This is a genomic window from Nonomuraea sp. KM88 (assembly GCF_052245635.1).
In the GTDB taxonomy this organism is placed as follows: Bacteria; Actinomycetota; Actinomycetes; order Streptosporangiales; family Streptosporangiaceae; genus Nonomuraea.
Genome location: NZ_JBQQCC010000008.1, coordinates 1 through 25,715, shown reverse-complemented (window position 1 = coordinate 25,715; position 25,715 = coordinate 1). Strand labels below are relative to the sequence as shown.

Genomic DNA, 25,715 nt, shown 5'->3' with positions numbered 1-25,715 from the left:
CGCATGTCGACGACCCTGGTGATTCGCGGTGGCACAGTCCATGACGGCAGCGGCGGGCCCGGCCGCGTGGCCGACGTCCTCGTCGAGGGAGACCGGATCCTCGCCGTCGGCCCGGGCGGGGGCGATCCCGACGCGCCCGTGCTCGACGCCACGGGCCTGGTGGTCGCGCCCGGCTTCGTGAACGTGCTCAGCCACGCGTACTTCACGCTGGAACGGGACGGCCGCGGCCTGTCCGACCTCTACCAGGGCGTCACCACCCAGGTCTTCGGCGAGGGGATCTCGATCGGCCCGCTCACCGCCGAGATCAGGGCCGAGCTCGAACCCGGCATGGGGCCCGACGACCCGCCGCTGACCTGGGACCGCCTGTCGGAGTTCCTCTCCCACCTCGAGACCAAGGGGGTGGCACAGAACGTGGCGAGCTTCGTCGGCGCGCACAACATGCGGATGATCGGCGCGGGTGCGGACGACCGGCCGATGACCGCGGCCGAGCTCGACCGCGTCCGCGGCATCCTCGACGAGGAGATGGCCGACGGCGCCCTGGGGCTGGGATCGGCGCTCATCTACCCGCCGGGGTGCTTCGCCTCGACCGACGAGCTGGTGGCGCTGTGCGAGGTGGTCGCGCGGCACGGCGGCATGTACATCTCGCACATGCGCAGCGAGGGCGACCACTTCCTCGACGCCGTCGACGAGCTGATCGAGATCGGCCGCCGGGCCGAGCTGCACGCGGAGATCTACCACCTCAAGACCGCGGGACGGCGGAACTGGCCGAAGATGGCGCGGGCCATCGAGCGCATCGAGGCCGCCAGGGCCGCGGGCCGGCCGGTGACCGCCGACGTCTACCCCTACCTCGCCGGGCAGACCCAGCTCGCCGCCTCGATCCCGCCGGAGTTCCACGACGGCGGCCACGAGGCGCTCGCGGCCAGGCTCGCCGACCCGGGCGAGCGGGCCCGCATCCGTGCGGCCGTCGTCACCCCGTCGGAGCGCTGGGAGAACCTCTACCTCGCCGCGAGCGGCGCGAGTGGCGTCATGCTGCTCCCAGACCCGAACGGGCCGGTGGCGAAACACCGCGGCCTCAGCCTCGCGCAGGCGGCGGACGCGGCCGGCACCGACCCCGTGGAGATGCTGCTCCAACTGGTCGAGCAGGAGCCCGCGCTGCACGCCATGTACTTCATGATGGACGAGGAGGCGCTGCGCACCGCCCTGCGCAAGCCGTGGGTCTCGGTCTGCTCCGACGCCCCCACGTTCGCCGCCGAACCGCCCGACTCCGGCGTGCCCACCCATCCGCGCGCCTACGGCAGCTTCGCCCGGATTCTCGGCACGTACGTCCGCGAGCAGTCGCTGCTCACCCTCGGCGAGGCCGTGCGCCGGATGTCGAGCCTGCCCGCGGGCAACCTCGGCCTGCGCGACCGCGGCGTGCTCGCCCCGGGCAACTTCGCCGACATCGTCGTGTTCGACCCGGACACGGTCGGCGACCGCGCGACATATGAGGACCCCCACCAGTACGCGACCGGTGTCCGGCACGTGGTGGTCAACGGAGAGACCGCGCTGGCCGACGGCGTACCCACCGGGCGCCTGTCCGGCCGGGCCCTGCGCCGCCGGCGCTGAGACGACAGGAGAAACGCGTGAAAGAGCAGGTGGAGCAGGTCCTTGGCGCGGTCGGCGCGCGGGCCTGGGCGCACGCCGTCGATCTCGACAGCGGCGAGGAGATCGGGTACGGCGAGGACGGGCTCGTGGTGCTCGCGAGCGTCTTCAAGATCCCGGTGCTGGTGGAGTTGTTCCGGCGGTTCGGCGACCGGCGGCTCGACCCCGCGGAACGGATCGACGTCCCCGTCGAGGGGCGCTCGGCGGGACCGACCGGGCTGTCCGTGATGGCCGACCCGATCGAGCTCTCGCTGCGCGACCTCGCGTACTGGATGATGAGCGTCAGCGACAACGCCGCCACGGACCTGCTCGTCGACCTGCTCGGCACCGAGGCGATCAACGCCACCCTGCGCGAGCTCGGCCTGACCGCGACCCGGGTCGACGGCACCTGCGACGACATCTACCAGAGCATCTACGAGGACGTGCCGGACGAGAAGGCCGGCCCCGAGGTCTGGCGCGCCGCCCGCGCGGTGGACCCTGAGCGGTCCCTGCAGGCGGGCACCCCCCGCGAGATCACCCGGCTGCTCGCCGCCATCTGGAACGACGAGGCGGCGCCTCCCGAGCAGTGCGCCGAGATGCGCCGCATCCTCAGCCTGCAGGCCTGGCCGCACCGACTGCGCTCCGGGTTCACCGAGCCGGACGCGCGGGTGAGCGCCAAGACGGGCACCCTGCGCTTCTGGCGCAACGAGGTCGGCGTCGTCGAGACCGGCGGCCGCAGGTACGCCGTCGCCGTCTTCGTACGGTCCGACTCCTACGAGTACCGCATCCCCGCCGCGGACGCCTGCGTCGGCACGGTGGCCAGGCTGGCCGTCGACCACCTGCGCGGCGTCGAGACCCGCCGGAGGCCGCGCGGCACCGCCAGGGCGGCGACCCCCGGCCAGATCCGCGACCACGCGCGCGAGCTCGGCGCCGACATCTGGCTGCACGCGCGCGACCTGGCCGGCGGGAGGTCGGTGGGCGTCGGGGAGAGCACCCCGGTCGTCACCGCCTCGGTGCTCAAGGTGCCGGTCGCCCTCGAACTGGCCCGCCAGTCGGTGGCCGGCGAGATCGACCTCTCCGAGCGGGTCACCGTGCCGCCGGGCGGGGTGCCGTCGCCGTACGGCCTGTCGGTGCAGCGCGACGACACCGTCATCTCGTACCGGGACCTCGCCCAGCTGATGATCGTGATCAGCGACAACGTGGCCACCGACCTCGTCATCGACCGGGTCGGCAAGGACCGGGTGGCGGCGCTGCTCGCCGAGCTCGGGCTCACCGCGACGGCCGTGCCGCAGAACTGCGCGGAGATCCTGGCCTCGCTGGAGGAGGACCTCGGCATCAGCTACCGCGACGACGAGCGGGACCTGGCCGAGGTGCCGCTGGAACGCCTCCAGGCGCTGCGGGCTCTGGTGCCCGATGAGACCTGCCGGACGACGCCAGAGGAGATCACCCGGCTGCTGGCCGGGATCTGGCGCGACGAGGCGGCCGCGCCCGAGGCCTGCGCGCTGGTCCGCGGCTGGATGGGCGACCAGATCTGGCCGCACCGGCTGACCAGCGGGTTCCCCGGAGACGACATCGTGGTGAGCGGCAAGACGGGCACCCTCCCGCTGGTCCGCAACGAGGTCGGCGTGGTCGAGTTCGCCGACGGCGGCAGGTACGCCGTGGGCGTCTTCACCCGTGCCGACGACCCCTCACCCAACGCTCCCCATCTCGACGCGCTGATCGGCTGGGCGGCGGCCAACGCCGTCGCGCAGCTGCGCGACGAGCGTCCCTGACCCTTCTCTGCATCTGGAGCAGACCATGGCTTACCGCGGGAAGCACTCCCTGGCCCTGACGACGAGCGCCGTGGCACTGCTGCTCGCTGCCTGCGCGGGCGGAGGCGGCGGCACGGCGTCCGGCGACGGGCGCGTCACGGGTGACGTGAACACCATGAACACCGCGAAGGTCGCCAAGGGCGGGACGGCGACCTACACCATCACCTATCCGATCTCGAACTGGAACGTGCTGAACTCCGCCGGCGCGACCTACTCGGTGCTCGACATCTCGAGCGTGCTGATGCCCGGCGCCTTCATGATCAAGCCGGACGGTACGCCGGTCCGCAACGAGACCCTCGTGACGAGCGCGGAGAAGGTCGGCGACTCACCGCAGACGATCAAGTACACGATCGACCCCGAGGCGGTCTGGTCCGACGGCCGGCCGATCTCGGCGGACGACTTCGTCTACACCTGGCGCGTTCTCGACCCGCGTGAGTGCCCCAAGTGCCAGGCGTCCAACACGGCCGGGTACGACCGGATCAAGTCGGTGAAGGGCTCCGACGAGGGGCGGACCGTCACCGTCGTGTTCGACAAGCCGTACGTCGACTGGCAGGCGCTGTTCTCGCCGTTCCTGCCGGCCCACGTCGCCGAGACGTACGGGCCGACCGACACCGCCGCGGGCCTGGCGAAAAGCTTCAACGAGGGCTTCGCCAAGTCCGTCCCGAAGTTCTCGGCGGGCCCGTTCCGGATCCAGGAGTACACCTCCGACGGTTCCGTGGTGATGGTCCGCAACGAGAAGTGGTTCGGCCCGCCGCCGAACCTGGACAAGCTGGTCTTCAGGCTCATCACGGACGTCGCGCAGCAGCCGACCTCGCTGGCGAACGGGGAGGTCGACGTCATCTACCCGAACCCGCAGGTCGACATCGTCCAGCAGGTCGAGGAGCTGCCCGGGGTCCGCTACCAGGTGACGCCGGGCGCATCGGTCCACAAGCTGTGGCTGAACCTCAACGCCCGCGCGCTGCAGGACGTCGCCCTGCGCAAGTCGATCTTCCAGGCGATCCGCGTCCAGGACGTGATCGACAAGACGATCGGGCAGTTCGACGACACCGCGGAACCCCTGCTGAGCCACCTGTTCATCGGCGGCGCGCCCGGCTACTCCGACGTGGTCAGCGAGCTCGGGTACGGCATCGGCGACGTCGAGAAGGCGAAGAAGACCCTGACCGACGCGGGGTACACCGGCGTCGGGGCGAAGCTCGCCGACCCGGACGGCAAGGCCGTGCCCCCGCTGCGCATCGTGGTCCAGGCGGGCGACCAGCTGCGCGCCAGCGAGGCCCAGCTGGTCAAGGCGGCCCTCGCGCCGCTCGGCGTGGACGTGCAGGTCGCCACCGTCGCCAACACGATCGAGGCCGTGCAGGAAGGGAACTGGGCGATGACGGTCGCCACCGTGTCGCAGTCGCCGTTCGCGACGACCAGCAACATCCCCTACTACCTGAGCTGCCCCGAGGACCAGACCTTCTGCCGGTTCAACCTCAACAACTACGGCAACCCCAAGGTCGACCGGCTGCTGAACGAGGCACTCTCGGCATCGAGCGCGCAGGCGGCGACGGAGAAGCTGCAGGAGGCCGACAGGATCGTCTCGTCGGACTACGCGATCCTGCCGCTCTACCAGAACAGGTCGTTCCTCGCCTACAGCGCCAAGCTCGGCAACGTCCGCGACAACAGCCTGGGATTCCCCACCTACAACACCGAGCAGTGGGGCCTGCTGGGCGAGTCATGACGGGTCATCACCGGGACCGGGCGGATCCCGTCTCCTTGACCACGCCCCGGTCCCTGGCGACGCGGTAGAGCCGCAGCTGCAACGTCGCGGCGAGCCGCGCGTCGGCGTCGGCGAGGTCGAGGCCGGTGATCTCGCAGACGCGGCGCAGCCTGTACCGGAACGAGTTGGGGTGCAGGTGCATCGCGGCGGCCGCCTCCGCGACGTTGCCGAAGGCGTCGAGGTAGGCCGACAGGGTGTCGACGAAGCCGCTCTCGTGCTCGGCGTCGTAGTCCACCAGCGCTCCGAGCGAGCCGAGGTGCAGCTCGCCGTCCTCGGCGACGAGATCGGCCAGGCGCAGCAGCAGCGACTCCACCTGGACGTCGCTGTAGCGGGCGATCCGCCTGCAGCGGCGGTCGGTCTGCAACACCCGCAGCGCCCGGTCGGCCTCGCGGCGGGAGTGGGTCACCTCGGCGAGTGACATGGTGGCCCGCCCGACCCCGATGACGGCGTCCGTACGCGCCCCCACCCGGGCGAGGAAGTCCACCGCCAGCCGGACCACGGACGCCGTGCCGTCGCGGTCGCCGCTCGCGCCGACGGGCAGCACGACGTAGGTGGTCCCGCCGAGCAGCGCCGCGGCCGAGCGCGGGTGCACCGCCGAGAAGTGCAGGGCGAGGGCGTCGCGCAGCCGTTGCATGGCCGCCTCGGTGTCCGCGGCGTCGCCCGTGACGACCTGCGCGGCCATCACGCAGAGCCGGCCGTCGGTGAGCCCGAGGCGGTTGGCCGCCTCGGGAGCTCCGGGGCCGCCCTCCAGCACCATGGCCACCAGGTCGGCGCTGAGCCGGCGCCCGACGTCGGCGCCCGCCCTGGCCCGCAACATGTGCAGCGCCACGATCTTGGCCGAGTCGGCGAAGGCCGCCGCACGTGCCTCGGACAGCGGCTCCCTGACCACGGCCCACATCGAGCCGAGCACCTCGTCCCCGGCCCTGACGACGATGGCGACCCGCGGCAGCATGTCCTCGGCGAGGGGCTCGACGTAGACCGGCGTGCCCTTGGAGAGCTCGCGGAACGCACCCCGCTGTTCGAGCAGCTGCGTGTAGCGGTCGGGGACCTGCCGGCCGAGGATGGTCTCGACCCGGCCCTGGTCGGCGCAGTGTTGGTGCCCGGAGAAGGCCAGCACGCGTGACGCGCGGTCCTCGATCGTCACCGGCGCGTCGAGCAGCGCCCCCACCGCGTTCGCGAGGGCGAACAGGTCACCGGCAGGCGCGCCGGCGAGCAGGTCCGCCCCGCCGGTGAGGTCGGTCGTGGCCAGCGGCAGCGCCCTGAGCATGGCGGCCACGTGCGACCACGAGGCGGCGCGGTTGAGCCCGAACAGTGCCACGCCGCTGTCCCGCACCGCCGCGACGACGGAGGCGTCCGCGGTCACCGGGTGCTTGACGACGAGCCCCACCGCACGGCGTTCGCCGAGGCGAAGCAGGAGCCCGGCGATCGCGTCGTTGTCGTGCAGGCCCACGCCGAGCACGAGCTCGCCCGGTTCGACGGTGAGTTCGTCGCCCGGGCCGTGGATCGCCACACCCGTCAGTTCGCCGTCCAGATCCCCGGGAGACGCGATGAGGTCGAGCAACATGCGTCCGAGGTCGTCGAGCAACCGCGAGAGCCGCGCTCTTGGTGCAACCATCGGTGACAGATCCTAAGCCCCACATCGGACATAAGGCCAGCTCTCGGGCTTCTGTCCTCTACGCGACGCCGTCAGTCCCATCGGAAGAACGCGGCCGAGACGGCGCCGCCGACGAGGACCGTCACGGACAGGCTCACCAGATGGAGGGGCTCGATCGGGGTGCCCGCCCAGGCGTTCGACAGGACCTCGACGGTGGCGCCGAACGGCAGCCACTCGCCCACCATGGCCAGCGTCTCGGGAAGGCTCTCCCGGCTGCCGAACAGCCCGCCGAGGGCGCCGAGGGCGAAGAAGGCGACGAGCCCGATCGCCACGGCCGAGTTCGGCGTCGGGGCGACGGCGGCCACGATCATGCCGACCGCGTACATCGCCGCGGTCGCGAGCAGCAGGAGGCCGAGCGCCGTGACGGGACGCAAGGGGAGGTTGGCGTCGAAGACGAGCACGGCCACGGCGAGCGCCGCCCCGATGCCGATGATCGTCTGCAGCGCGCTCACCGCCGCCTGGGCGATCAGCACCATGGCCGGCGAGGCCGGCGTGACCGACAGGCGGCGCAGGATCCCGGCACGCCGGTAGTACGCCAGGAAGCTCGGCATGTTGACGACGCCGATGGTGGCGATGATGATGGCCAGCACCAGGGGCAGCACGTAGAGGTCCAGCACCGTGCGGCCGTTGACCACCACCTCGCCGCCGGCCGACGAGGCGTTCATCACGAGGACCAGCAGGGGCAGCCCGATGGGCACGACGAGCCCGGCCGTGTCGCGGACGACCATCCTGGCCTCGCACCGGATGAGCGTCAGCCACGACCCGAGGCCGGGACGGCGGGCGTCGGCGTTCATGAGATCTCCTCCGGCCGCGATCCGGAAAGGGCGACGAACGCGTCGTCGAGGTTCGCGGCTCCCGTCCTGGCGACCAGCCCGGCGGGCGTGTCGAGCGCCACGAGGCGGCCGGCGTCGAGGAGGGCCACCCGATCGCAGAGCCGCTCCACCTCCTCCATCGCGTGGCTCACGAGCAGCACCGTGACCCGCTCGTCGCGCAGCCGCTCGACCGCGGCCCACATCCGCCGGCGCGTACGCGGGTCCAGCCCGGTCGTGAGCTCGTCGAGGATCACGACGCGGGGCCGCCCGACGAGGGCCACGGCGATGGAGAGCCGCTGCTGCTGGCCGCCGGAGAGCTTCTCGAAGCGGGTCGTACGCCGGTCGGTCAGCTCGACGAGCTCCAGGACCTCCTCGACGGGTCTCGGATGCGGGTAGAAACTGTGGAACATGCCGATGAGCTCGGCGACCGTCAGCGCGTGGTGGAGCTGGGCCTCCTGGAGCTGGACCCCCAGCACCTGGCGGAGCCTCGCGCGGTCGCGCCCCGGATCGAGGCCGAGCACGCGGACACGCCCGCTGTCGGGCTTCCGCAGCCCGGCGATCATCTCCACCGTGGTGGTCTTGCCGGCCCCGTTGCCGCCGAGGATGCCGAGGATCTCGCCCGTCCCGACGCGCAGGCTCACATCGTCGACCGCCACCGTGTCGCCGTAGCGTTTGCGGAGGTTCGCGGCCTCCACCGCCGTTTCCGTCTCTTCCATGCGGCGACGGTAGGCGGGCCAGGCGGGCGCGCGCCCGTGCCGAAGGTCAGGGCATGCGCGCATGACTTTCGGCACCCGAGGACGGCGACGGGCCGGCGTTAGGGTGAGGCCATGCGTCGACTCGGGCCGGAGGAGTGGTCAGGGCTGGCGATGTTCGTCGTGTCGGTCGTGGCCGGCGGTCCGGTCCTGGCCGGCGCGGCCGGCGCGGTCATTCCCCGGGCCCTGTGGATCACGTTGTTCGTGGTGTTCATCGCGGCCGTTCTCGTCGCCGGCGGCCCGGGCCGTCCGCGGTGGGTCCGCCACGCGGCGTTCGCGGCGGCGGTCGTGGCGTCGTGGGCCGTGGTGGTGTCCGCGGAGCAGTGGAGCCTCCTGCCGATCCTGCTGGTGATCGTCGCCGCGATCAGCGTCCACGTCGTGCCCCCGTGGGCGGGCTTCGTCGTGGTGGGCCTCAACACCGTGGTGCTCGCCCTGTCCGCGGCATCGCGCGGCATGGACGCCGCCGACACGGCCCTCGGCATCGGCTTCTACGTGCTCATCCAGGCGGCGACGCTGCTGAGCTCGCTGGTGACCATGCGGGAGCAGCGCATGCGGCGCGAGCTGACCGAGGCGCACGTCGGGCTCCAGGCGGCGAGCGTGTTGTTGTCGGAGTCGGCGCGCACCGCCGAGCGGCTCCGGATCTCCCGCGATCTGCACGACCTCATCGGCCACCAGCTCACCGTGCTCACCCTGGAGCTGGAGGCGGCGCGTCACCGCGACGGGGAGCGGGCCAGGGAGCACGTCGAGCGGGCCAACCGGGTGGCGCGCGACCTGCTGGGTGACGTGCGCGCCACCGTCGGCCGGCTGCGCACCGAGTCGTCCGACCTCACGGAGGCCCTGCGGCAGGTCGTGCGCGATCTGCCCGGCCTCGAGGTGTCGATCGAGGTCGCACCCGAGGTGCGGGCAGGCGAGGAGCAGGTCGCGGCGCTCGTACGAGCCGTGCAGGAGATCGTCACCAACACGATCAGGCATGCCGGCGCCCGCGAGCTGTGGATCGAGGTCGCGTCCGACGGCGACGCGGTGCGGCTGACCGCGGTGGACGACGGCCGTGGCGCGGCCGATCCGGTGCTCGGCAACGGGTTGCGCGGGCTGGCCGAGCGGTTCGAGGCGCTCGGCGGCGAGGTCAGTGTCGACGGCAGGAGCGGGTTCCGGGTCACGGCTCAGGTGCCGGCGTCGTGACCCGGGTCGTGGTGGTCGACGACCAGACGCTCGTCCGTCAGGGGATCCGCAGCCTGCTGGAGGTCGCCGACGTCGAGGTGGCCGGTGAGGCCGACGACGGGCGGGCGGCGATCGAGGTCATCGCGGCGACCGGGCCGGACGTGGTGCTGCTGGATCTGAGAATGCCGCGTTACGATGGGATCTGGACGCTCGAACGCCTGCGCGAGCGCGGCATCGAGACGCCGGTCCTCGTGCTGACGACCTTCAACGACGACACGCTCGTGCTGCAGGCGCTCCGGGCGGGCGCGCGCGGCTACCTGCTCAAGGACGTGACCTTGGAGCAGCTGACCAGGGCGGTGCGCACCCTGGCCGACGGCGGCACGCTCGTCGCGCCGTCGATCACCGACCGGCTGCTGCGCGCGATCCGCTCCGGCCCTCCACCGGCCGGCGGCGACGCGGCACCGGTGCAGGAGCTCACCGAGCGCGAACTCGAGGTGTTGCGGCTCGTGGCCGAGGGCTACGCCAACCGGGAGATCGCCAGGGCGTTGTTCCTGGCCGAGGGCACGGTGAAGAACTACGTGTCCACGATCCTGCTCAAGCTCGACGCTCGCGATCGCACCAACGCCGTGCTGCGCGCCCTGCACGAAGGCATCCTGCGCTGACGGTCGGTCGTTGACCGATCACGGTGAATGAGCTCAGGGTCTTGACCTCGGCATGCACCGTCTCGTACTTTCCTTGTACTTCAAATATATCGAGGGTATACGGATGACCTTGACCGGACGGACAAAGACTGAGCAGGCGTACCACGTTCTGCGAAGGGCGATCGTCACGGGCGACCTCGTCGAGGACCTGCCCCTGGACGACGCGATGCTCTCGACCCGCTACGGGTTCGGGCGCACCCCCATCAGGGAGGCGCTCAAGAAGCTGGCCGACGAGCAGTTCATCAACTACCCGCCGCACCGCACCCCTTACGTGCGCGGGATCCGGGTCAGGGATCTGTCCAGGCTGTACGAGTCGCGCCACCTCCTGGAGGAGCCGGTGGCGCGGCTGGCGGCCAGACGCGCCACCCCAGCGCATCTCGACGAGCTGGAACGGATCTGCGATCGCATCGACGACGAGATCGCGGCCGGCCAGCCGTACGGGGCCATCGAGTACGACCACCAGTTCCACCTCGAGATCGCCAAGTCGACCGACAATCCGTTCCTGGCCGAAGCGGTGAACCGGCTCAACTGCGGATCTCTGCGGATCTGGTACCTGGCCCACAGCACGCTCGGCATGGAGAACACCAACGAGGACCACCGGGCGATCGCCGCCGCGCTCAAGGACAAGGATCCGGACAGGTCAGAGACGCTGGTGCGGCAGCACATCGACAAGTCGTACGCACGGCAGATGGCGCTGCAGCAGCTCGACCCCATGATCCCCCCGCCGCCGGCCCGGTCGTCACAAGGAGAACCACCATGAAGTTGAAGCCGTTGGCCGGCGGGCTGCTCGCCATTGCGCTGGCCACGGTGGCGGGCTGTTCCGGTAGTTCCAGCACCCCCACCAACGACGCGCCCGACGCAGGAACCATCACCGTCAAGGGATATTCGGGAATCTTCGAGGACGTCTTCAAGAAGTCCGTCATCGAGCCGTTCCAGAAGAAATACCCGAAAATCAAGGTCAACTTCGTAGGCTCGGCCAACTCCGCCGAGAACCTGGCGTCACTGCGCGCCGCGAAGAACAGTCCGGACACCGACATCTCCATCATGGACATCTCCACCTCCGGCACCGGCAACAAGTCCGAGGTGTTCCAGCCGCTCGACCCGGCCAAGGTGCCGAACATGAAGGACATCGACCCCCGGGGCAAGGTCGAGGGCAACTTCGGCCCGGCGCTGACGTTCGACAGCCTCGTCCTGCTCTACAACGACTCCGTCACCCCGGCCCCCACGTCGTGGGACGCCCTGTGGGACCCCAAGTACAAGGGCAAGGTCGTGGTGCCGGCCCAGCCCGACATCCAGGGCGCCGGCCTCATGCTCATCGAGAACGCCAAGGCGGGCGGCGACTACACCAAGTCCGTCGACCAGGGCATCGCCCGGCTCAAGCAGCTGGCGCCGAACGTGCAGACCTGGGCGCCGCAGCCCGACTCGTACACGCTCGTGCAGTCGGGGACCGCGGCGCTGGCCGTCGGCTGGAACGCGCGCGGCCAGTACTACGCCGACGAGAGCAAGGGCAAGCTCAAAGTGGCCATCGTGGACGAGCAGACCATCTTCCAGATCAACACCATCAACCTGGTGAAGGACTCGCCGTCCCCGGCCGCCGCGCAGACGTTCATCAACTACACGCTGAGCCCCGAGTCGCAGGAGGCCTTCACCGAGGCCATGTTCTACGCGCCCACCAACACCAAGGCGAAGCCGAGCGAGAAGGCGCTGAAGCGCACCTCGCTCGACCCGGCGAAGTCCGCCGAGATCCTGCAGGTCGACTGGACACAGGTGGCCGCCAACCGCGAGAAGTGGACGCAGTTGTGGCGCCGAGAGATCCTGGCGAGCTGAGGCGGCACGATGTCCTTCCTCCAGCTCGACGGGATCGTCAAGAAATATCCGGGGACGGAGCGCCCCAGCGTCGCGGACTTCACCCTCGGCATCGACCAGGGCGAGTTCGTCTCCCTGCTGGGCCCTTCCGGGTGCGGTAAGACGACGACCCTGCGCATGATCGCCGGTCTCATCGAGGCGACCTCGGGCCGCATCCACCTGGACGGCAAGGAGCTGACCAGGACCCCCGTCCACCAGCGCGGCATGGGCCTGGTCTTCCAGAACTACGCGCTCTTCCCCCATCTGAACGTCGCCCGCAACGTCGCCTTCGGCCTGGAGATGCGCCGCACCTCCAAGGCGGAGGCCAGACGGCGGGTCGAGGAGGCGCTCGACCTGGTCAGACTGGGTCACCTGAGCGGCCGCCGCATCAAGCAGCTCTCCGGCGGCCAGCAGCAGCGGGTCGCGCTCGCCCGCGCCCTGGTCATCGAGCCGTCGGTGCTGCTGCTCGACGAGCCCCTGTCCAACCTGGACGCCAAGCTGCGCGACACCATGCGCGAGGAGATCCGGTCGATCCAGCGCAAGCTGGGCATCACCACCGTCTTCGTCACCCACGACCAGGACGAGGCGCTGGCCGTGTCCGACCGCATCGTCGTCATGTCGGAGGGCGTCATCGAGCAGGTCGGCACGCCCGAGCAGATCTACGAGCACCCCGCCAACCGGTTCGTCGCCAACTTCATCGGCCGCGCCAACCTCTTCGACGCCGAGATCACGCACACCGCGAACGGCGTCGCGGAGCTCGACGTGGCCGGGCTGGGGCAGCTGCGGGCCGTCGACGACCACGGCGCGAAGGGGCCCGCGACGGTGCTGGTCCGCCCGCACCGCCTGCAACTGAGCAAGGCCGCCGCCGACGACGCCCACGGCACGGTCGAGACGGTCGTCTACGTGGGCGACTCCATCGAGTACGGCGTGCGGGTCGGGGACGACACCGTGTCCGTCCAGTCCGTGGCCGGCGCGGCGGAGCGCCTGGAGCGCGGCGCGACCGTCCGGCTGTCCTGGCAGGCCGAGGACGCCCTGGTACTGACATGACTGCGAAGACCCGCTCCGCCCGGCTGACCGTGCTGGGCCTGACGGTGCCGGGGCTGATCGGCCTGGCCGTCTCCTTCGTCCTGCCGCTGGCCTGGCTCCTGCGGATGAGCTTCAACCGGGGGGACTCCACCGGGTTCATCGAGGAGACGTTCACCCTCGACTCGTACGCGCAGTTCGTCGGGGACTCCTACTACTGGGACATGGCGTGGGAGACCACGCTGCTGGGCCTCGGCGTCACGGTGCTGACGATCCTGGTGTCGTACCCGATCGCGTTGTTCCTGGTGCGGACCGAGTCGAAGTTCAAGGGCATCCTGGTGGCGCTGGCCGTGGCGCCGTTGCTGACGAGCTCGGTCGTCCGTACGTACGGCTGGCTCGTGCTGCTCGGCAACCAGGGTGTGGTGAACCAGGCGCTGCTGGGCGCGGGCCTGGTGGACCAGCCGCTCGCGCTGATCAACAACCGGCTCGGCGTCTACATCGCGCTCGTCGAGATCATGATGCCGTACATGATCCTCTGCCTGCTCGCGGGGTTCGGCCGGTTCAACCCCGAGCTCGAGCACGCGGCGCAGAGCCTCGGAGCCAACCGCTGGCGCACCTTCTGGCGGATCGTGTGGCCGCTCAGCATGCCGGGCGTGCTGACCGGGGCGCTGCTGGTGTTCGTGCTGACGATCAGCTCGTTCGTCACGCCGCGGCTGGTGGGCGGCGGGAAGGTCTTCTATCTGGCGACCGAGATCTACGACCAGGCGACGGCGACGCTCAACTGGCCGTTCGCCGCGGCCATCGCGTTCATCCTGCTCGCGCTCTTCGCCGTCGTCATCGTCATCTACCAGCGGGCGCTGCGGCGCATCGAGGCCCAGTAGGGGGGCGGCGTGACATCCAAGCTCAAGGGCTGGCCGACCAGGGTGGTCGTGACCCTGCTGTACCTGTTCCTCCTGGCGCCCATCCTCATGGTGGTGGTCATCTCGTTCGACACGCAGTCGACGATGTCGTTCCCGCCGCAGGGCTTCACCTTCCAGTGGTACGAGCGCCTGGCCCAGAACGCGGAGTTCATCCACGGGTTCCAGGTGAGCGCCGTGGTGGGCGTGGGGGTGGCGCTGCTGGCGCTGCTGATCGGGGTGCCCGTCGCGGTGGCCCTGACCAGGCACGAGTTCCGGTTCCGCGAGGCCCTGTCCGGATTTTTCCTGTCACCGCTGATGGTGCCGGCGATCGTCCTCGGGCTCGCGCTCCTGCTGGTCCTCGCCCCCCTCAAGATCACCGGAACGTACGGCGGGCTCATCGTGGCCCACCTGGCCATCACGGTGCCCTACGTCGTCAGGACCACCTCCATGAGCCTGATGACTATGAACCGGTCCTGCGAGGAGGCCTCCCGCACCCTCGGAGCGTCCCCCTGGCGCACGTTCACCCGCGTGACCCTGCCGCTCATCGCCCCCGGGGTGCTGGCCGGCGGCGTGATCGCCTTCCTCATCTCCTTCGACGAGGCGGTCATCTCCCTCTTCGTCGTCGGCCCGCAGGCCACCACCCTGCCCGTCGAGATCTTCCACTACGTGGAGAGCAGGACCGATCCGCAGATCGCGGCGCTGTCGGTCGTGCTGATCGCCATCAGCGTGCTGTTCATGGTGGTCATCGAACGGGCGGCCGGCCTGAAGAAGGTCCTCCGCTAGGACCTCAGCAGATATCAGTTACGGGAGTTGTTTCATGTTCGTCCGCCATCCGTCCGCCCCCTCGATCGATCCCCGCATCGCCGAGGCCCTGAGCCAGGTCTGCACCTCGACCCTCGGCCACCTGCGTGATCACGGTTTCCCCCGAGGGCTGACGCCCAACGCGCGGCCGCTGAAGTTCGTCGGCACCGCGGTCACCGTGCGCCTGCCGCATCTCGACTCGACCGCCGTGCACGTCGCGGTCGACGACCTGCGGCCCGGCGACGTCCTCGTCGTCGAGCAGAGCGGCGACGAGCAGCGGTCGTGCTTCGGCGGGCTGGTGTCGTTCACGGCCAAGACCAGGGGAGCCGTGGGCGCCGTCATCGACGGGCAGATCAACGACATCGAGGAGATGGCCGGATACGGTTTCCCCGCGTACTCGCGGGGCGTCGCCGCCCACACCACGCGGATCTCCGGCATCGAAGGGTCCATCAACGTGCCGGTGTCGATCGGCGGCGTCGTGGTCACGCCGGGTGACGTGGTGTTCGCCGACTCCGACGGGGTGGCGATCCTCGACCCGGCCGAGGCGCTGGAGATCGCGGCGGTGCTGAAGAAGAAGGAGGACGCCGAGATCCCCGCCCGTGAGGCGATCGCGGCGGGCGGCCGCATTTCCGACTACTCAGGCGCGGCCAAGTACTTCGCATGACCGCCGTTATCCAAGGAGATCAGATGAGCATCAAGATCGCGGTGGCGCAGTTCGGCGCCACCACCGACAAGGAGTCGAACCTCGAGAAGGTGCGCGGGCTGATCGAGCGCGCCGCCGGCGACGGGGCCGGCCTGGTCGTGCTTCCCGAGAACGCGATGTACTCCAATCCCGACGTCACCGCCGACATCAGCGGTGCCGTGGAGTCGCTGGACGGCACGTTCGTTGCGGCCGTCGGCGAGGCCGCCAAGCGCCACGGCATCGCGGTCGTCGCGGGCATGACGGAGAAGCTGCCGGACAACCCCCGCTCCTCCAACACCGTGGTCGCCTTCGACGCCGACGGCGCTCGCATCGGCGTCTACCGCAAGGTGCACCTCTACGACGCCTTCGGCTACAAGGAGTCCGACCGCATCCAGCCCGCGGAGTTCACGCCGCTGACCTTCCGCATGGGCGGGCTCACGTTCGGGGTGATGACCTGCTACGACCTGCGCTTCCCCGAGATCGCCCGGCTGCTCGTGGACGCCGGCGCGAACGCGGTCATCGTGCCCGCCGCCTGGGTGGTCGGCCCCGCCAAGGAGGACCACTGGACCACGCTGGCCCGCGCCCGCGCGATCGAGAACACCTCCTACCTGGTCATGTCGGGTCAGTCCGGCCCCAACTGCACCGGGCAGAGCATGATCATCGACCCGATGGGCACGATCGTCGCGTCGGCCGGCGAGTCGGAGGGCCTCGCGTCGGGCGCCCTGTCGGCCGAGCGGATCGACCAGGTGCGGGCCAAGAACCCCAGCCTGGCCAACCGCCGCTTCACGATCGCCGCCCTCCCCTCCGCGTGACGTGCGACCTGGCGCTCACCCGCGGAGCAGCGGCAACAACCGGTCCCCCTGGCGCTTGATCTCCGGCAGGTAGGGGGTGTCGGACAGGACGAAGTGGGTGACGCCGAGGGCCTGGTACTTGCGCAGCGACCTGGCCACGTCCTCGGCCGAGCCCACCAGCCAGGTGGTGCCCGCGCCGCCGGCGCCGTACCTGCCGGGCGCGGTGTAGAGGTTGTCGTCGAGCACCTCTCCCCGCGCGGCCAGGTCGAGCAGCCGCCGCTGGCCCACGGCGGCGCTCCAGTTGGGGCCGCGCCAGCCGTTGCCCTTCGCCATCTCCGCGACCTTGGCCTCGGCGTCGGCCCAGGCCTGTTCGGTGGTGTCACGCACCAGCGTGGTGATCCGCAGCCCGAACTCCAGCGGAGGGTGCTCCCGTCCGAGCTCCTCGCCGAGGCTCCTGAGCCGCTCGATCCGCGCGCGCACGCCGTCGAGCGGCTCCCCCCAGAAGAGCTGGACGTCCGCCTCGGTGGCCGCCACCCGCTCGGCGGCCTCGGAAGCGCCGCCGAAGTAGAGCCGGGGGTGCGTGCGCTCGCCCCTGACGACGATCCGCGGCGTCACGGTGGAGCCGGTGACGCTGAAGTGCTCGCCCTTGTAGGTGACGTCCTCCTCGGTCCACAACTTCCGCACGATCCGCATGAACTCCTTCGTCCGGGCGTAGCGGTCGGCCTGGTCGCCTTCGCTGTCGCCGTACGCCGCCAGGTTGTCCTTGCCCGACACGATGTTGACCAGCACGCGCCCTCCGCTGAGGTGGTCGAGGGTCGCGGCCGCGGAGGCGAAGTTGGCCGGGTGCCAGTAGCCGGGCCGGATCGCGATGAGCGGCTGGAACGTGGACGTCCGCGCGGCCAGCGCGGTGGCGGCCGTGAACGTGTCGGGCCGTCCCCAGCCCGTGCCGATGAGCGCCCCGCCCCACCCGTGCGCCTCAAGGGTCCTGGCGTGCTCGGTCAGGGTCTCCAGGCTGTTGTGGTTCTCCACGGTGTCGTCGCCGCGGTGCCCGGGCTCTACCTGATTCGGGATGTACCAGAGGAACTGGAGGTTCATCAGCGGCCTTCCTGTCGCAAAACCTACCTTCCATGTAGGTATAGCCTAAATAATGAGCGGCCGGAGCCGGTGCTCGGCCCAGGGGCGCGCGTGCAGGAAGGAGGGCGTCGCCGGACCGGGTCCGTTACGCGGGGTCAGCGCAGCGGGTAACCGTAACGCAACATCCCCGGGGCGGTGAAGGCCGTGATCAGGCGGCGGCGGGCCGGGCGCATCGCCGACCTCCACTCCTCGTCCGCCTGGAGCGGCACCACGCCCGTACGGATGCGCATCGGGTTGCCCGCCACACTGTGATCGGCGGGCAGGTCGATCGTGCCGTCCCCGAGGAACGGCGTGCCGGCCGACGGCAGCCCGGCGAACTCCAGCACCCTGGACAGCTCACGGTGCGGCCGGGCCACGAAGTCCTCGTAGCGCAGGAGCGTCCACGGGGTGCTGGTCAGGCGGAACGACTCGATGGCGGCGTTGAAGGCCAGCCATTCGGCGGCGGTCTGCGCCGGGGAGTGGGTGGCCATCAGCCGCCCGTTCTTGTCGGCGCGCTGGACCTTGCGGGACCAGGAGTGGACGACGCCGTGCGGGCCTCGTACGAGCTGGACGATGCGCAGGTCGATGCCGGAGACGCGGCGCAGCAGCAGCGCCGAGGTGGGGAACTTGGAGGAGTCGACGATCACCGAGCTCCCGCTGACCTCGGCGATCCCCCGGTAGACGGCGGCCATGGTCTCGGCGTACCGGTGGACGCGCCGGGCGAAGGCGCCCGTGGCGCCGGGCAGGACGTAGCGCGGCACGTGCCTGATGCGCATGACGGAGCGGTGCAGCCTGGCCATCTCGGCGGCGTCGACGTTCCGCCAGCCGCCGAAGGCGGCCTGGCCGACCTCCTGCCAGAACGTGCACCGGCGAAATCTCCTGCTGCAGCCGCAGAGCTGGTTCTTGGTCACGCCCTGCGTCCAGAGGTAGCGCAGTTCGCCGACGCAGGCCGCGCCCTCGGCCGCGCCCAGCGCGCGGGAGACCAGGGTGCTGCCCGACCTGCCGTGGCCACCGACGAACAGGATGCGGATCGGCTGATGCGGGGGAGTCGGTGCCATGGTCATACCTGAGAGCGTGGGAAGAGGCGGGCTACGAATGGGGAAGCGATCGTGCTCGGGTTCATCCACCCCAACGTAGGGTCCAACCCCCTCCGGCCGAAACCGCTTCGGCGAACTGGGGGCCCATCACAGTGAGGTCGAGGCTCGGCGTCGCCGACATCATGGGTCGGCGAGGAGCCCGGCCCTCGCCCACGCGAAGAGCCGCCGGCACGGTCGAGATTAACCTTTATTCAAAGCGGCGCCAGTTACCGCTAGTTCCCTTTGTTCTGCACCGGCGGCCGCGGGCCGGTCTCCATGAACTCGGCTCCGGCCGCAATTCCCGCGACTTATGGAGATGTGCTCGCCCGCGCGGCTCGATCGTGCCGGCGGCCCCGTTTCCAATAGGGCGGAGCCGGGTCCGGGCGCGCCCGGTCAGTGGGCCGCTTCGTACTGCTGGACGATGGTGGCGGCGATGCGGCCGCGCTCGCTCACCGGAAGGCCCTGGGCCTTGGCCCACCGCCTGATCTCGGTGGACTTCTCACGGCTGATGGACCGGGACGCGCCGCCGGCTCCGCGCCGCCCGCGGGTCCGCTCGGCGCGGACCGCGCGCGCCTTGGTGATGAAGGGCGCGAGAGCCTTCTCCAACTTCTCCCTGTTGTCGCCGGACAGGTCGATCTCGTAGTTAGTGCCGTCGAGGGCGAACGCGGTGGTTCCCTCGGCTTCACTTCCGTCGATGTCGTCGATAAAAGATTCAACGATGCGCTTCGCCATGATGGTGCTCCAAGGACGCTATGGTTGCAGCGTACTGTAGCCGCCTTCAGCACCATATGCATCGTCCGGGGTCGTGTGAGCCGCGTTTCACATGACCTGTCGCGGGGGTGCCGAGATCGGCGAAGTTGAAAAAATATTCAAGACAGCCCTATTCGTGGGGGAACCGGCGCCGCCGGCGACCGGCCCGGTCAGGTCGCCTGGCCGACCGCCGCGCGCGCCGCCATCCGGCGTTCGAACCACAACGAGGTGAACGGCGGCACCGCGCACGCCAGGCCCAGCACCACGGCGCCCCGGCTCCAGCCCGCCTCCCGCGCGGAAAGCACCACGCCGAGCGCGTACAACACGAACATCGCCCCGTGGATCGGCCCGAACACCTTCACGCCGAGCTCGCCGGTGGCGGTCACGTGCTTGAAGAACATCCCGACCAGCAGGCCCGCCCACGAGCACGCCTCGGCCACCGCCACGACCCGGAACCAACGCAGCATGCTTTCACCTTTCGCCCGAACGGAATTCGTACTCTACAGGCTGTAGAGCACGAACCCGTCCCCTCCGGAGCGCTAGCGGACCACCCTGTAGCGCAGGTGGGTGGCGTTCGGACTGTCGATCACCGCGACGCGCTCCAGCAGGAACCGGCCGCCCAGATGTTCGAACAGCCGCGTGCCGCCGCCGAGCAGCACCGGAGCCAGATGGATCTGGATCTCGTCCATGAGGCCCGCGGCCAGGCACTGCTGGGCGACACTCGCGCCGTGCACGGCGACCACCTTGCCCCCGGCCACCGCCTTCGCCCGCTCCACGGCGCTGCGGACGCCGTCGGTGACGAAGGTGAAGACCGACGGTGCCCGGACCGTCTCCGGGGCCGGCGGGTTGTGGGTGAGCACGAAACACGGCACCGGGCCGGCCGGGCCGCCGTCCCCCCACCCTCCGTCGCCCTCGGCCAGGTCGTAGGAGAGCCGGCCCATCAGCAGCGCGCCGGCACCTTCGCGCATCCCGTCCAACAGCTCGGTGTCGCGCGGGTCCGGCTCGTGCAGCCACCTGTGCAGGACGTCGCCGCCGTCTCCCAGCTGCTGCTCGCGGGTGACGTCCGGCCCGGTGACGAACCCGTCCAACGACATCGAGATTCCTGAAATGACCTTGCTCATTGACAGTTCCTTCCCTGGTGGAGTTCGGCCCTCGGTACGCACCTCGGACGGGACGCTCGCCAGCCTGGCGGAGCGCGGTGGCAGTGTTGTGTCAGTCGCGTGAAACTCGCCGCCACCAGGAAGGGAACGATCCGCGTGTTGACCGTCGAGCTGCTCGGACAGCTGCGCGTCTCGGTGGCCGGACGGCCGGTCGAGCTGCCCGCCGGGCGGCTGCGGGCGCTGCTGGCCGTGCTGGCGCTGTCAGCGGGCCGGGTCGTCCCGGTGGACCGGCTGGCGAGCGCGGTGTGGGGCGCCGACCGGCGCGGCGACCCGCGGGCCAACGTCCGCACGAACGTCAAGCGGTTGCGCCGCGTCCTGGGCGCTCCAGCGGACCAGCTGATCGTGGCCAGACCGGGCGGCTACCTGCTGTCCACCGAGCCTGACCGTGTCGACGCGCTCCGCTTCGGCCGCCTGCTCGACGAGGCCGCGGCGGCGCGCGACCGGGTGACCGAGCGGTCCCGGGTGGCCGCCGCGCTCGACCTGTGGCGCGGCACCCCCTTCGACGGGATCCGCTCGGACTGGCTGGAGCAGTCCGTGGCGCCGGCGCTGCAGGAGCGGTACCTGACGGCGTGGGAGCGGCGGATCGACCTGGACCTCGCCGGCGGATCGTGCCCCGACCTGACCGAGCCCGCAGACCTGGCCGAGCGGCACCCGCTGCGCGAATCCCTCTGGGCGCGGCTGCTCCGCGCCCTGGAGGCGGCCGGCCGCCCCGCGGAGGCGCTGGAGCGCTACGAGACGATCCGGCGCCGGCTCGCCGCGGAGCTCGGCGCCGATCCCAGCCCCGAGCTGCGGCAGGTCCACGCCGACCTGCTCGCGGGCGGAGCCGCTCCCCGCGGACGCGTGGTGCCCAGGCAGCTGCCCGCCGCCCTCGACGGGTTCGCCGCGCGGGAGCCCGAGCTGGTGGCGCTCGACGCGCTGCTCGGCCCGCCCGACGAGCCGAGGCCCGGGTCGGCGCGGATCGCCGTGATCGCCGGCACGGCCGGCGTCGGGAAGACCACGCTCGCCGTGCACTGGGCGCACCGGGTCGCCGGCTCGTTCCCGGACGGCCAGCTCTACGCCGACCTGCGCGGATACGACCCGTCATGCGAGGCCGTACGACCGGAGACGGCCGTCCGCGAGTTCCTCGGCGCGCTGGAGGTGCCGCCGCACCGGATACCGGACGGACCGGCCGCGCAGGCCGGGCTCTACCGCAGCCTGCTGGCCGGGCGGCGCATGCTCGTGGTGCTGGACAACGCCCGCGACGCCGGCCAGGTGGCTCCGCTGCTGCCCGGCGCGCCGGGATGCCTGGTGCTGGTCACGAGCCGTGACCACCTCGCCGGGCTGGTCATGACGTACGGCGCGCGCCCGCTCACCCTCGACCTGCTGCCTCCGGACGAGGCCCGCCGGTTGCTGGCCCGCCGGCTCGGCCATGACCGCATCGCCGCCGACCCCGACGCCACCGGCACCATCGTCCGCCGCTGCGCCGGGCTGCCGCTGGCGCTGGCCATCGTCGCCGCCCGTGCCGCGATCCAGCCCGCGCACCCGCTCGGCGAGCTGGCCGGCGAGCTCCGGGACACCCTCGGCGCGCTCGACCGTGCCGCCGGCGTACGAGCGATCTTCTCATGGTCGTACGAGACGCTCGGCGGCGAGGCGGCGGCGCGGTTGTTCCGGCTGGTCGCCGGGCTGCATCCCGGCCCTGGCTGCACGGTCGACGCCGCCGCCAGCCTGGCGGGCGTCCCGGTCTCGCGCGTACGGGCGCCGCTGGCCGAGCTGGCCCGTGCCAGCCTGCTCGCCGAGCACGCCCCTGGCCGCTACTCCTGCCACGACCTGCTGCGCGCCTACGCCTCCGAACTCTGCCTGGCCCGCGACGACGACAGGGACGCCGCGCTGCGGCGCCTCGCCGACCACTACGCGCACACCGCGTACGCCGCCGCGCTGCACCTCCACGGGCCCGTGGAGATCGAGGCTCCCGCGGCGCCCCTGCCCGGTGTCTCCGTCACCGGCTTCGAAGGATCTGACGAGGCGATGGACTGGCTCACGGCCGAGCGCCCCGCCCTGCTCGCCGTCCTGAAGCTCGCCGCCGATCTGGGGCTCGACCGGCACGTCTGCGATCTGGCCCGGGCGTTGTTCGTCCACCTGCACCGGCGCGGGCGCTGGCACGACCGGGCCGAGACCCAGCGGGTCGCCGTGGCCGCCGCCCGGCGGCTGGGCGACCGGGCGGAAGAGATCCGCGTACGCCGCAACCTGGCCGCCGCGCTGGCCGACCTGGGGCGCTTCGACGACGCCCACCACCACCTCGACGCCGCGCTGGAACGATCAGGTGACGACCCGGCCCACCAGGCGTGGACGCACCACTATCGCGGCCACGTCCACGCTCTCCAGGGCCGCGACGCCGAAGCCCTCGACGCCGCCCGCCGCGCCCACGACCTCTTCGCCCGGCTGGGCGACCGCTCAGGCCAGGCCATCGCGCTCACCGACCTCGGTCTCCACCACGGCCGCCTGGGGGACCACGGGCAGGCGCGCGACCTGTGCGAGCAGGCCCTGGCCCTGCACCAGGAGCTCGGCAACCGGCCCTACCAGGCTCACGCGTGGTCGTGTCTCGCCGACGCCCACCTCCGGCTGGGCGACACCGCCGCCGCGGTCGACTGCCACCACCGGGCACTCGCCCTGTTCCGGGCGCTCGGCGACCCGTACGCCGAGGCCAGCACCCTCGCCCACCTGGGCGCCTGCCACCGTCTCGCGGGCGACCACGCGGCAGCCCGCGAGCACTGGCGTCACGCCCACCTTCTCCTCGGCGACCTCGACCCCTCGACCACCGACCAGATCCGCGCCCAACTGGCTGCCCTTGACGGACTTGCCGCCGCCACCTTCTCCGCCACCCGTCCCGATGGCACCCGTCCCGATGGCACCCGTCTCGATGGCACCCGTCCCGATGGCGCCTTCCCTGTGGACGCGTGTCCTGATGGCGCCTTCCCCGGCGGCGCCTGAGCTGATGACACCTTCCCGACGGTGCCCTCCCCGAGGTCGCCGCCTCGGCGGGACGGAGCGCGAGGGCCGGGGTCAGGGGCGGTCCGCCACGGCGGCGGCGAAACGCGAGGCGAGTGCCGCGACCGCGGCCCGGAGCTCCGGCCCGCCCTCCACCCGGAAGGCGAGCGGCACGCAGGCCAGCCACTCCTGCGCGTACATCGCCGGATTGCTGGTGCTCCCGGTGAGCACGCACCCGTCGCCCGACGGTTCGAGGCGTCCCATGGGCGGCCGGATCCAGGGCGCGACCTCAGCGGGCGGGGCGTCGAACACCACGCGGGTGGGGAACTTCCATCCCGTGCCCAGGTTCTCCTCCAGCGCCGCGACCGGGTCGAGGTCGCCGGGCGGTTCGAACGTGCGGGCCGTCTGCCGGACGGCGTGGATGCGGTCGACCCGGTAGGTGCGGATCGCGTCCGCGCGGTGGGAGTGGCACAGGAGATACCAGCGCCCGTGGCGGACGACGACCGCCCAGGGATCGACGTCGGCCTCCCATTCGTTGCCGGACTCGCTCCGGTAGGTGATCACGAGGCCGCGCCGGCCCGCGGCGGCGGCGACGAGCGTGCCGGTGGTAGCCGGGTCAGGGCGGGCGGAGCGCGGGTCGGGCGCGGCCGAGGCGTGCGCGCGCAGCGCCGCCGCCTGCCGGCCGACGCTCTCGGGCAGCGCGCGGATGACCTTGCTCAGGGCGGCGCCGACGAGGTCGTCGGTGCCGGAGGCGGAGGGCTGGCCGTCGAGCACCGCCATGACGAGGCCCAGGGCCTCGGCTTCGGTGAAGGCGACCGGAGGCAGTCGCGTCCCGCGCCCGAGCCGGTAACCGCCGTAGGGGCCTCTGGCCGAATCGACGGGGATGCCCGCCTCCCTGAGGATCCCGACGTACCGGCGCGCGGCCCGTTCCGTGACTCCCAGGGTGGCGGCGAGCTCGCCGGCCGTCACGCCGGGCCGGGCCTGGAGGGTTTCGAGCGTGCGCAGGGCGCGCGCGGTTGGGCTGAGGTCGGCCGGCACACGAGCAGACTAGGCGGCCACGGCAAGAACCGGAAGTACATCGTCCGGAATCGGTCCTATCGTGAGGTCGCTGCAGCGAACGTTATCTGTCCGTCTACTGGAGAAAGAGGACTGACGTGACTCCTCCGCTCCCTGAAGGAAGCGGCTTCTCGCTAAGCCGCTTGCGCAGCCTGGCGAAGGGCAAGCCCTGCCCTCAAGATGTTGACCGCCGCGTTCACGTCGGCGTGCGCGGCATGTCCGCACGCCGTGCAGGCGAACGCGGCCTGGGTGACGCGATTCTCCCGTGCGCAGTGCCCGCAGCGGGCGCACGTGCGGGAGGTGCCGGCAGGGTTCACCGCGATCAGCTCTCGACCGGCGCTTTCAGCCTTGTGCGCGAGGATCGTCAGGAACACCCCCCAGCCCGCGTCCAGGATCGACCGGTTGAGGCCGGACTTGGCGGCGACGTTGCGGCCGGGGGCTTCGGTCGTGCCGGACGCCGAGCGGGTCATGTTCGCGATCCGCAGGTCCTCGTGCACGATCACGTCATAGGCGGTCACCAGGGCGAGCGCGGCCTTGTGGGCGTGGTCGAGCCGCTGGCGGCGGACCTTGGCGTGCAGCGCGGCCACGCGGGTCACCGCCTTGCGCCGCCGCTTGGAGCCCCGTTTCCTGCGGGCGAGGTCTCGCTGGGCGTCGGCCAGACGGCCGGCGGTGGCGGCCTGGTGGCGGGGGTTGGCCGCCCGGCCGCCGTCGGAGGTGGTGACGAGCGAGGCCACCCCCATGTCGATCCCCGCGACCGCGCTGGTGGCGGGCAGCGGTTCGGCGGGCACGTCGTCGCACGACAGCACCACGAACCACCGGCTGCCTTCCCGCTTCACCGCGATCGTCTTCACCCGGCCCTTGACCGCGCGGTGCCGGTGGACGCGGACGTGCCCGACGCCCTGCAGGCGCACGTAGGTGACGGTGGGGTGGCCGGGCTGGGAGTCCCACCGGCAGCCGTCGCCGTCCTTCGGCCACTCGACCGTGCCGAACCGGCCGCGCCCCTTGAAACGCGGGAACCCCGGCGCGCGTCCGGCCCTGACGCGGTCGAAGAACGCGCGAAACGCCTTGTCGAGCCGTCGCAGGGTGGCCTGCTGGGACGAGAACGACCAACGCCCCTGCCCGTCCGGGTCATCGGCGCGGATGTGTTTCAGCTCGGCCGACTGATCGCCGTACCGGACGCTCACGCCCGCCTTGGCGTAGGCGGTGCGGCGGTGCTCCAAGGCGGCGTTGTACAGCGTGCGGTGGTCTTCCAGGCACGCCGCGAGCGCCGCCGCCTGCCGGGCGGTGGGGC

The 25,715-nt window shown here is 71.4% G+C and carries 23 protein-coding genes; 13 read left to right on the top strand and 10 right to left on the bottom strand.

Features of this window, described 5'->3' with window-relative positions:
• Positions 1-3 precede the first annotated feature (3 nt).
• From ACTWPV_RS23750 to ACTWPV_RS23740, 3 genes are read left to right on the top strand one after another with little or no spacing between them, the layout of a single operon-like run.
• Positions 4-1,605: an N-acyl-D-amino-acid deacylase family protein gene (locus ACTWPV_RS23750; RefSeq protein WP_347647722.1), complete on the top strand. Its 1,602-nt coding sequence runs from the start codon at positions 4-6 to the stop codon at positions 1,603-1,605.
• A gap of 17 nt (positions 1,606-1,622) precedes the next feature.
• Entirely contained in the window at positions 1,623-3,392 is a 1,770-nt protein-coding gene (locus ACTWPV_RS23745; RefSeq protein WP_443153457.1) for a serine hydrolase, read from the top strand.
• A gap of 25 nt (positions 3,393-3,417) precedes the next feature.
• Positions 3,418-5,148, top strand: a complete 1,731-nt coding sequence (locus tag ACTWPV_RS23740; RefSeq protein ID WP_443153456.1) for an ABC transporter family substrate-binding protein — start codon at positions 3,418-3,420, stop codon at positions 5,146-5,148.
• A gap of 7 nt (positions 5,149-5,155) precedes the next feature.
• On the opposite strand, the gene ACTWPV_RS23735 is transcribed toward ACTWPV_RS23740, so the two are convergent.
• The 3 genes from ACTWPV_RS23735 to ACTWPV_RS23725 form a co-directional block, all read right to left on the bottom strand.
• Positions 5,156-6,802, bottom strand: a complete 1,647-nt coding sequence (locus ACTWPV_RS23735; RefSeq protein ID WP_443153455.1) for a PucR family transcriptional regulator — start codon at positions 6,800-6,802, stop codon at positions 5,156-5,158.
• 71 nt (positions 6,803-6,873) lie between these two features.
• Positions 6,874-7,635, bottom strand: coding sequence for an ABC transporter permease (locus ACTWPV_RS23730; protein WP_347647718.1), 762 nt, complete (start codon positions 7,633-7,635; stop codon positions 6,874-6,876).
• Positions 7,632-8,369 (bottom strand): ABC transporter ATP-binding protein, encoded by a 738-nt coding sequence (locus ACTWPV_RS23725; RefSeq protein WP_443153454.1) that lies wholly within the window; start codon positions 8,367-8,369, stop codon positions 7,632-7,634. Before ACTWPV_RS23725 ends, ACTWPV_RS23730 begins: the two co-directional genes overlap by 4 nt.
• A gap of 111 nt (positions 8,370-8,480) precedes the next feature.
• On the opposite strand from ACTWPV_RS23725, the gene ACTWPV_RS23720 reads away from it, so the two are divergent.
• From ACTWPV_RS23720 to ACTWPV_RS23680, 9 genes are all read left to right on the top strand, one after another.
• Positions 8,481-9,584: a sensor histidine kinase gene (locus ACTWPV_RS23720; RefSeq protein WP_443153453.1), complete on the top strand. Its 1,104-nt coding sequence runs from the start codon at positions 8,481-8,483 to the stop codon at positions 9,582-9,584.
• Positions 9,581-10,225, top strand: coding sequence for a response regulator (locus tag ACTWPV_RS23715; RefSeq protein ID WP_443153452.1), 645 nt, complete (start codon positions 9,581-9,583; stop codon positions 10,223-10,225). Before ACTWPV_RS23720 ends, ACTWPV_RS23715 begins: the two co-directional genes overlap by 4 nt.
• A 109-nt stretch (positions 10,226-10,334) precedes the next feature.
• Positions 10,335-11,024 carry a GntR family transcriptional regulator gene (locus ACTWPV_RS23710; protein WP_443153451.1) on the top strand — a complete coding sequence of 230 codons (690 nt, stop codon included), beginning with the start codon at positions 10,335-10,337 and terminating at the stop codon, positions 11,022-11,024.
• Complete coding sequence (locus ACTWPV_RS23705) at positions 11,021-12,091, top strand: ABC transporter substrate-binding protein (protein ID WP_443153450.1); 1,071 nt, start codon at positions 11,021-11,023, stop codon at positions 12,089-12,091. The genes ACTWPV_RS23710 and ACTWPV_RS23705 overlap by 4 nt, the downstream gene beginning before the upstream one ends.
• A gap of 9 nt (positions 12,092-12,100) precedes the next feature.
• Positions 12,101-13,156: an ABC transporter ATP-binding protein gene (locus ACTWPV_RS23700; RefSeq protein WP_347649414.1), complete on the top strand. Its 1,056-nt coding sequence runs from the start codon at positions 12,101-12,103 to the stop codon at positions 13,154-13,156.
• Complete coding sequence (locus ACTWPV_RS23695; protein WP_347649413.1) at positions 13,153-14,013, top strand: ABC transporter permease; 861 nt, start codon at positions 13,153-13,155, stop codon at positions 14,011-14,013. Before ACTWPV_RS23700 ends, ACTWPV_RS23695 begins: the two co-directional genes overlap by 4 nt.
• Before the next feature lie 9 nt (positions 14,014-14,022).
• On the top strand, positions 14,023-14,814 hold the full coding sequence (locus ACTWPV_RS23690) for an ABC transporter permease (RefSeq protein WP_443153449.1): 792 nt from the start codon (positions 14,023-14,025) through the stop codon (positions 14,812-14,814).
• Between the two features lie 34 nt (positions 14,815-14,848).
• On the top strand, positions 14,849-15,496 hold the full coding sequence (locus ACTWPV_RS23685) for an RraA family protein (RefSeq protein WP_347649411.1): 648 nt from the start codon (positions 14,849-14,851) through the stop codon (positions 15,494-15,496).
• 23 nt (positions 15,497-15,519) lie between these two features.
• Positions 15,520-16,326, top strand: coding sequence for a carbon-nitrogen hydrolase family protein (locus ACTWPV_RS23680; RefSeq protein WP_443153448.1), 807 nt, complete (start codon positions 15,520-15,522; stop codon positions 16,324-16,326).
• A gap of 15 nt (positions 16,327-16,341) precedes the next feature.
• Here the strand turns inward: ACTWPV_RS23680 and ACTWPV_RS23675 are convergent, their stop codons facing one another.
• The 5 genes from ACTWPV_RS23675 to ACTWPV_RS23655 all read right to left on the bottom strand — a co-directional run bounded on the left by ACTWPV_RS23675 (position 16,342) and on the right by ACTWPV_RS23655 (position 20,365).
• Entirely contained in the window at positions 16,342-17,400 is a 1,059-nt protein-coding gene (locus ACTWPV_RS23675) for an LLM class flavin-dependent oxidoreductase (protein ID WP_443153447.1), read from the bottom strand.
• Positions 17,401-17,534: 134 nt separating this feature from the next.
• Positions 17,535-18,482: a sulfotransferase gene (locus ACTWPV_RS23670; protein WP_347649408.1), complete on the bottom strand. Its 948-nt coding sequence runs from the start codon at positions 18,480-18,482 to the stop codon at positions 17,535-17,537.
• Between the two features lie 405 nt (positions 18,483-18,887).
• Positions 18,888-19,226: a histone-like nucleoid-structuring protein Lsr2 gene (locus ACTWPV_RS23665; RefSeq protein ID WP_347619729.1), complete on the bottom strand. Its 339-nt coding sequence runs from the start codon at positions 19,224-19,226 to the stop codon at positions 18,888-18,890.
• 188 nt (positions 19,227-19,414) lie between these two features.
• Positions 19,415-19,711, bottom strand: a complete 297-nt coding sequence (locus ACTWPV_RS23660; protein WP_347649407.1) for a DUF3817 domain-containing protein — start codon at positions 19,709-19,711, stop codon at positions 19,415-19,417.
• A gap of 72 nt (positions 19,712-19,783) precedes the next feature.
• On the bottom strand, positions 19,784-20,365 hold the full coding sequence (locus ACTWPV_RS23655) for a dihydrofolate reductase family protein (RefSeq protein ID WP_443153446.1): 582 nt from the start codon (positions 20,363-20,365) through the stop codon (positions 19,784-19,786).
• A gap of 99 nt (positions 20,366-20,464) precedes the next feature.
• Here ACTWPV_RS23655 and ACTWPV_RS23650 point away from each other — a divergent pair, with 99 nt between their 5' ends.
• Positions 20,465-23,371, top strand: coding sequence for a BTAD domain-containing putative transcriptional regulator (locus ACTWPV_RS23650; RefSeq protein ID WP_443153445.1), 2,907 nt, complete (start codon positions 20,465-20,467; stop codon positions 23,369-23,371).
• Between the two features lie 72 nt (positions 23,372-23,443).
• On the opposite strand, the gene ACTWPV_RS23645 is transcribed toward ACTWPV_RS23650, so the two are convergent.
• Positions 23,444-24,406 carry a helix-turn-helix transcriptional regulator gene (locus ACTWPV_RS23645; protein WP_347649404.1) on the bottom strand — a complete coding sequence of 321 codons (963 nt, stop codon included), beginning with the start codon at positions 24,404-24,406 and terminating at the stop codon, positions 23,444-23,446.
• A gap of 152 nt (positions 24,407-24,558) precedes the next feature.
• A partial coding sequence (locus ACTWPV_RS23640; RefSeq protein WP_443153444.1) for an RNA-guided endonuclease InsQ/TnpB family protein occupies positions 24,559-25,715 on the bottom strand: 1,157 nt, incomplete at its 5' end.

Bases quoted from the DNA above. Each gene is read 5' to 3' on its own strand.
- ACTWPV_RS23750 (WP_347647722.1), top strand. From the start codon at position 4: ATGTCGACGACCCTGGTGATTCGCGGTGGCACAGTCCATGACGGCAGC.
- ACTWPV_RS23740 (WP_443153456.1), top strand. From the start codon at position 3,418: ATGGCTTACCGCGGGAAGCACTCCCTGGCCCTGACGACGAGCGCCGTG.
- ACTWPV_RS23735 (WP_443153455.1), bottom strand. From the start codon at position 6,802: ATGGTTGCACCAAGAGCGCGGCTCTCGCGGTTGCTCGACGACCTCGGA.
- ACTWPV_RS23730 (WP_347647718.1), bottom strand. From the start codon at position 7,635: ATGAACGCCGACGCCCGCCGTCCCGGCCTCGGGTCGTGGCTGACGCTC.
- ACTWPV_RS23725 (WP_443153454.1), bottom strand. From the start codon at position 8,369: ATGGAAGAGACGGAAACGGCGGTGGAGGCCGCGAACCTCCGCAAACGC.
- ACTWPV_RS23720 (WP_443153453.1), top strand. From the start codon at position 8,481: ATGCGTCGACTCGGGCCGGAGGAGTGGTCAGGGCTGGCGATGTTCGTC.
- ACTWPV_RS23705 (WP_443153450.1), top strand. From the start codon at position 11,021: ATGAAGTTGAAGCCGTTGGCCGGCGGGCTGCTCGCCATTGCGCTGGCC.
- ACTWPV_RS23700 (WP_347649414.1), top strand. From the start codon at position 12,101: ATGTCCTTCCTCCAGCTCGACGGGATCGTCAAGAAATATCCGGGGACG.
- ACTWPV_RS23695 (WP_347649413.1), top strand. From the start codon at position 13,153: ATGACTGCGAAGACCCGCTCCGCCCGGCTGACCGTGCTGGGCCTGACG.
- ACTWPV_RS23685 (WP_347649411.1), top strand. From the start codon at position 14,849: ATGTTCGTCCGCCATCCGTCCGCCCCCTCGATCGATCCCCGCATCGCC.
- ACTWPV_RS23680 (WP_443153448.1), top strand. From the start codon at position 15,520: ATGAGCATCAAGATCGCGGTGGCGCAGTTCGGCGCCACCACCGACAAG.
- ACTWPV_RS23675 (WP_443153447.1), bottom strand. From the start codon at position 17,400: ATGAACCTCCAGTTCCTCTGGTACATCCCGAATCAGGTAGAGCCCGGG.
- ACTWPV_RS23670 (WP_347649408.1), bottom strand. From the start codon at position 18,482: ATGACCATGGCACCGACTCCCCCGCATCAGCCGATCCGCATCCTGTTC.
- ACTWPV_RS23665 (WP_347619729.1), bottom strand. From the start codon at position 19,226: ATGGCGAAGCGCATCGTTGAATCTTTTATCGACGACATCGACGGAAGT.
- ACTWPV_RS23660 (WP_347649407.1), bottom strand. From the start codon at position 19,711: ATGCTGCGTTGGTTCCGGGTCGTGGCGGTGGCCGAGGCGTGCTCGTGG.
- ACTWPV_RS23655 (WP_443153446.1), bottom strand. From the start codon at position 20,365: ATGAGCAAGGTCATTTCAGGAATCTCGATGTCGTTGGACGGGTTCGTC.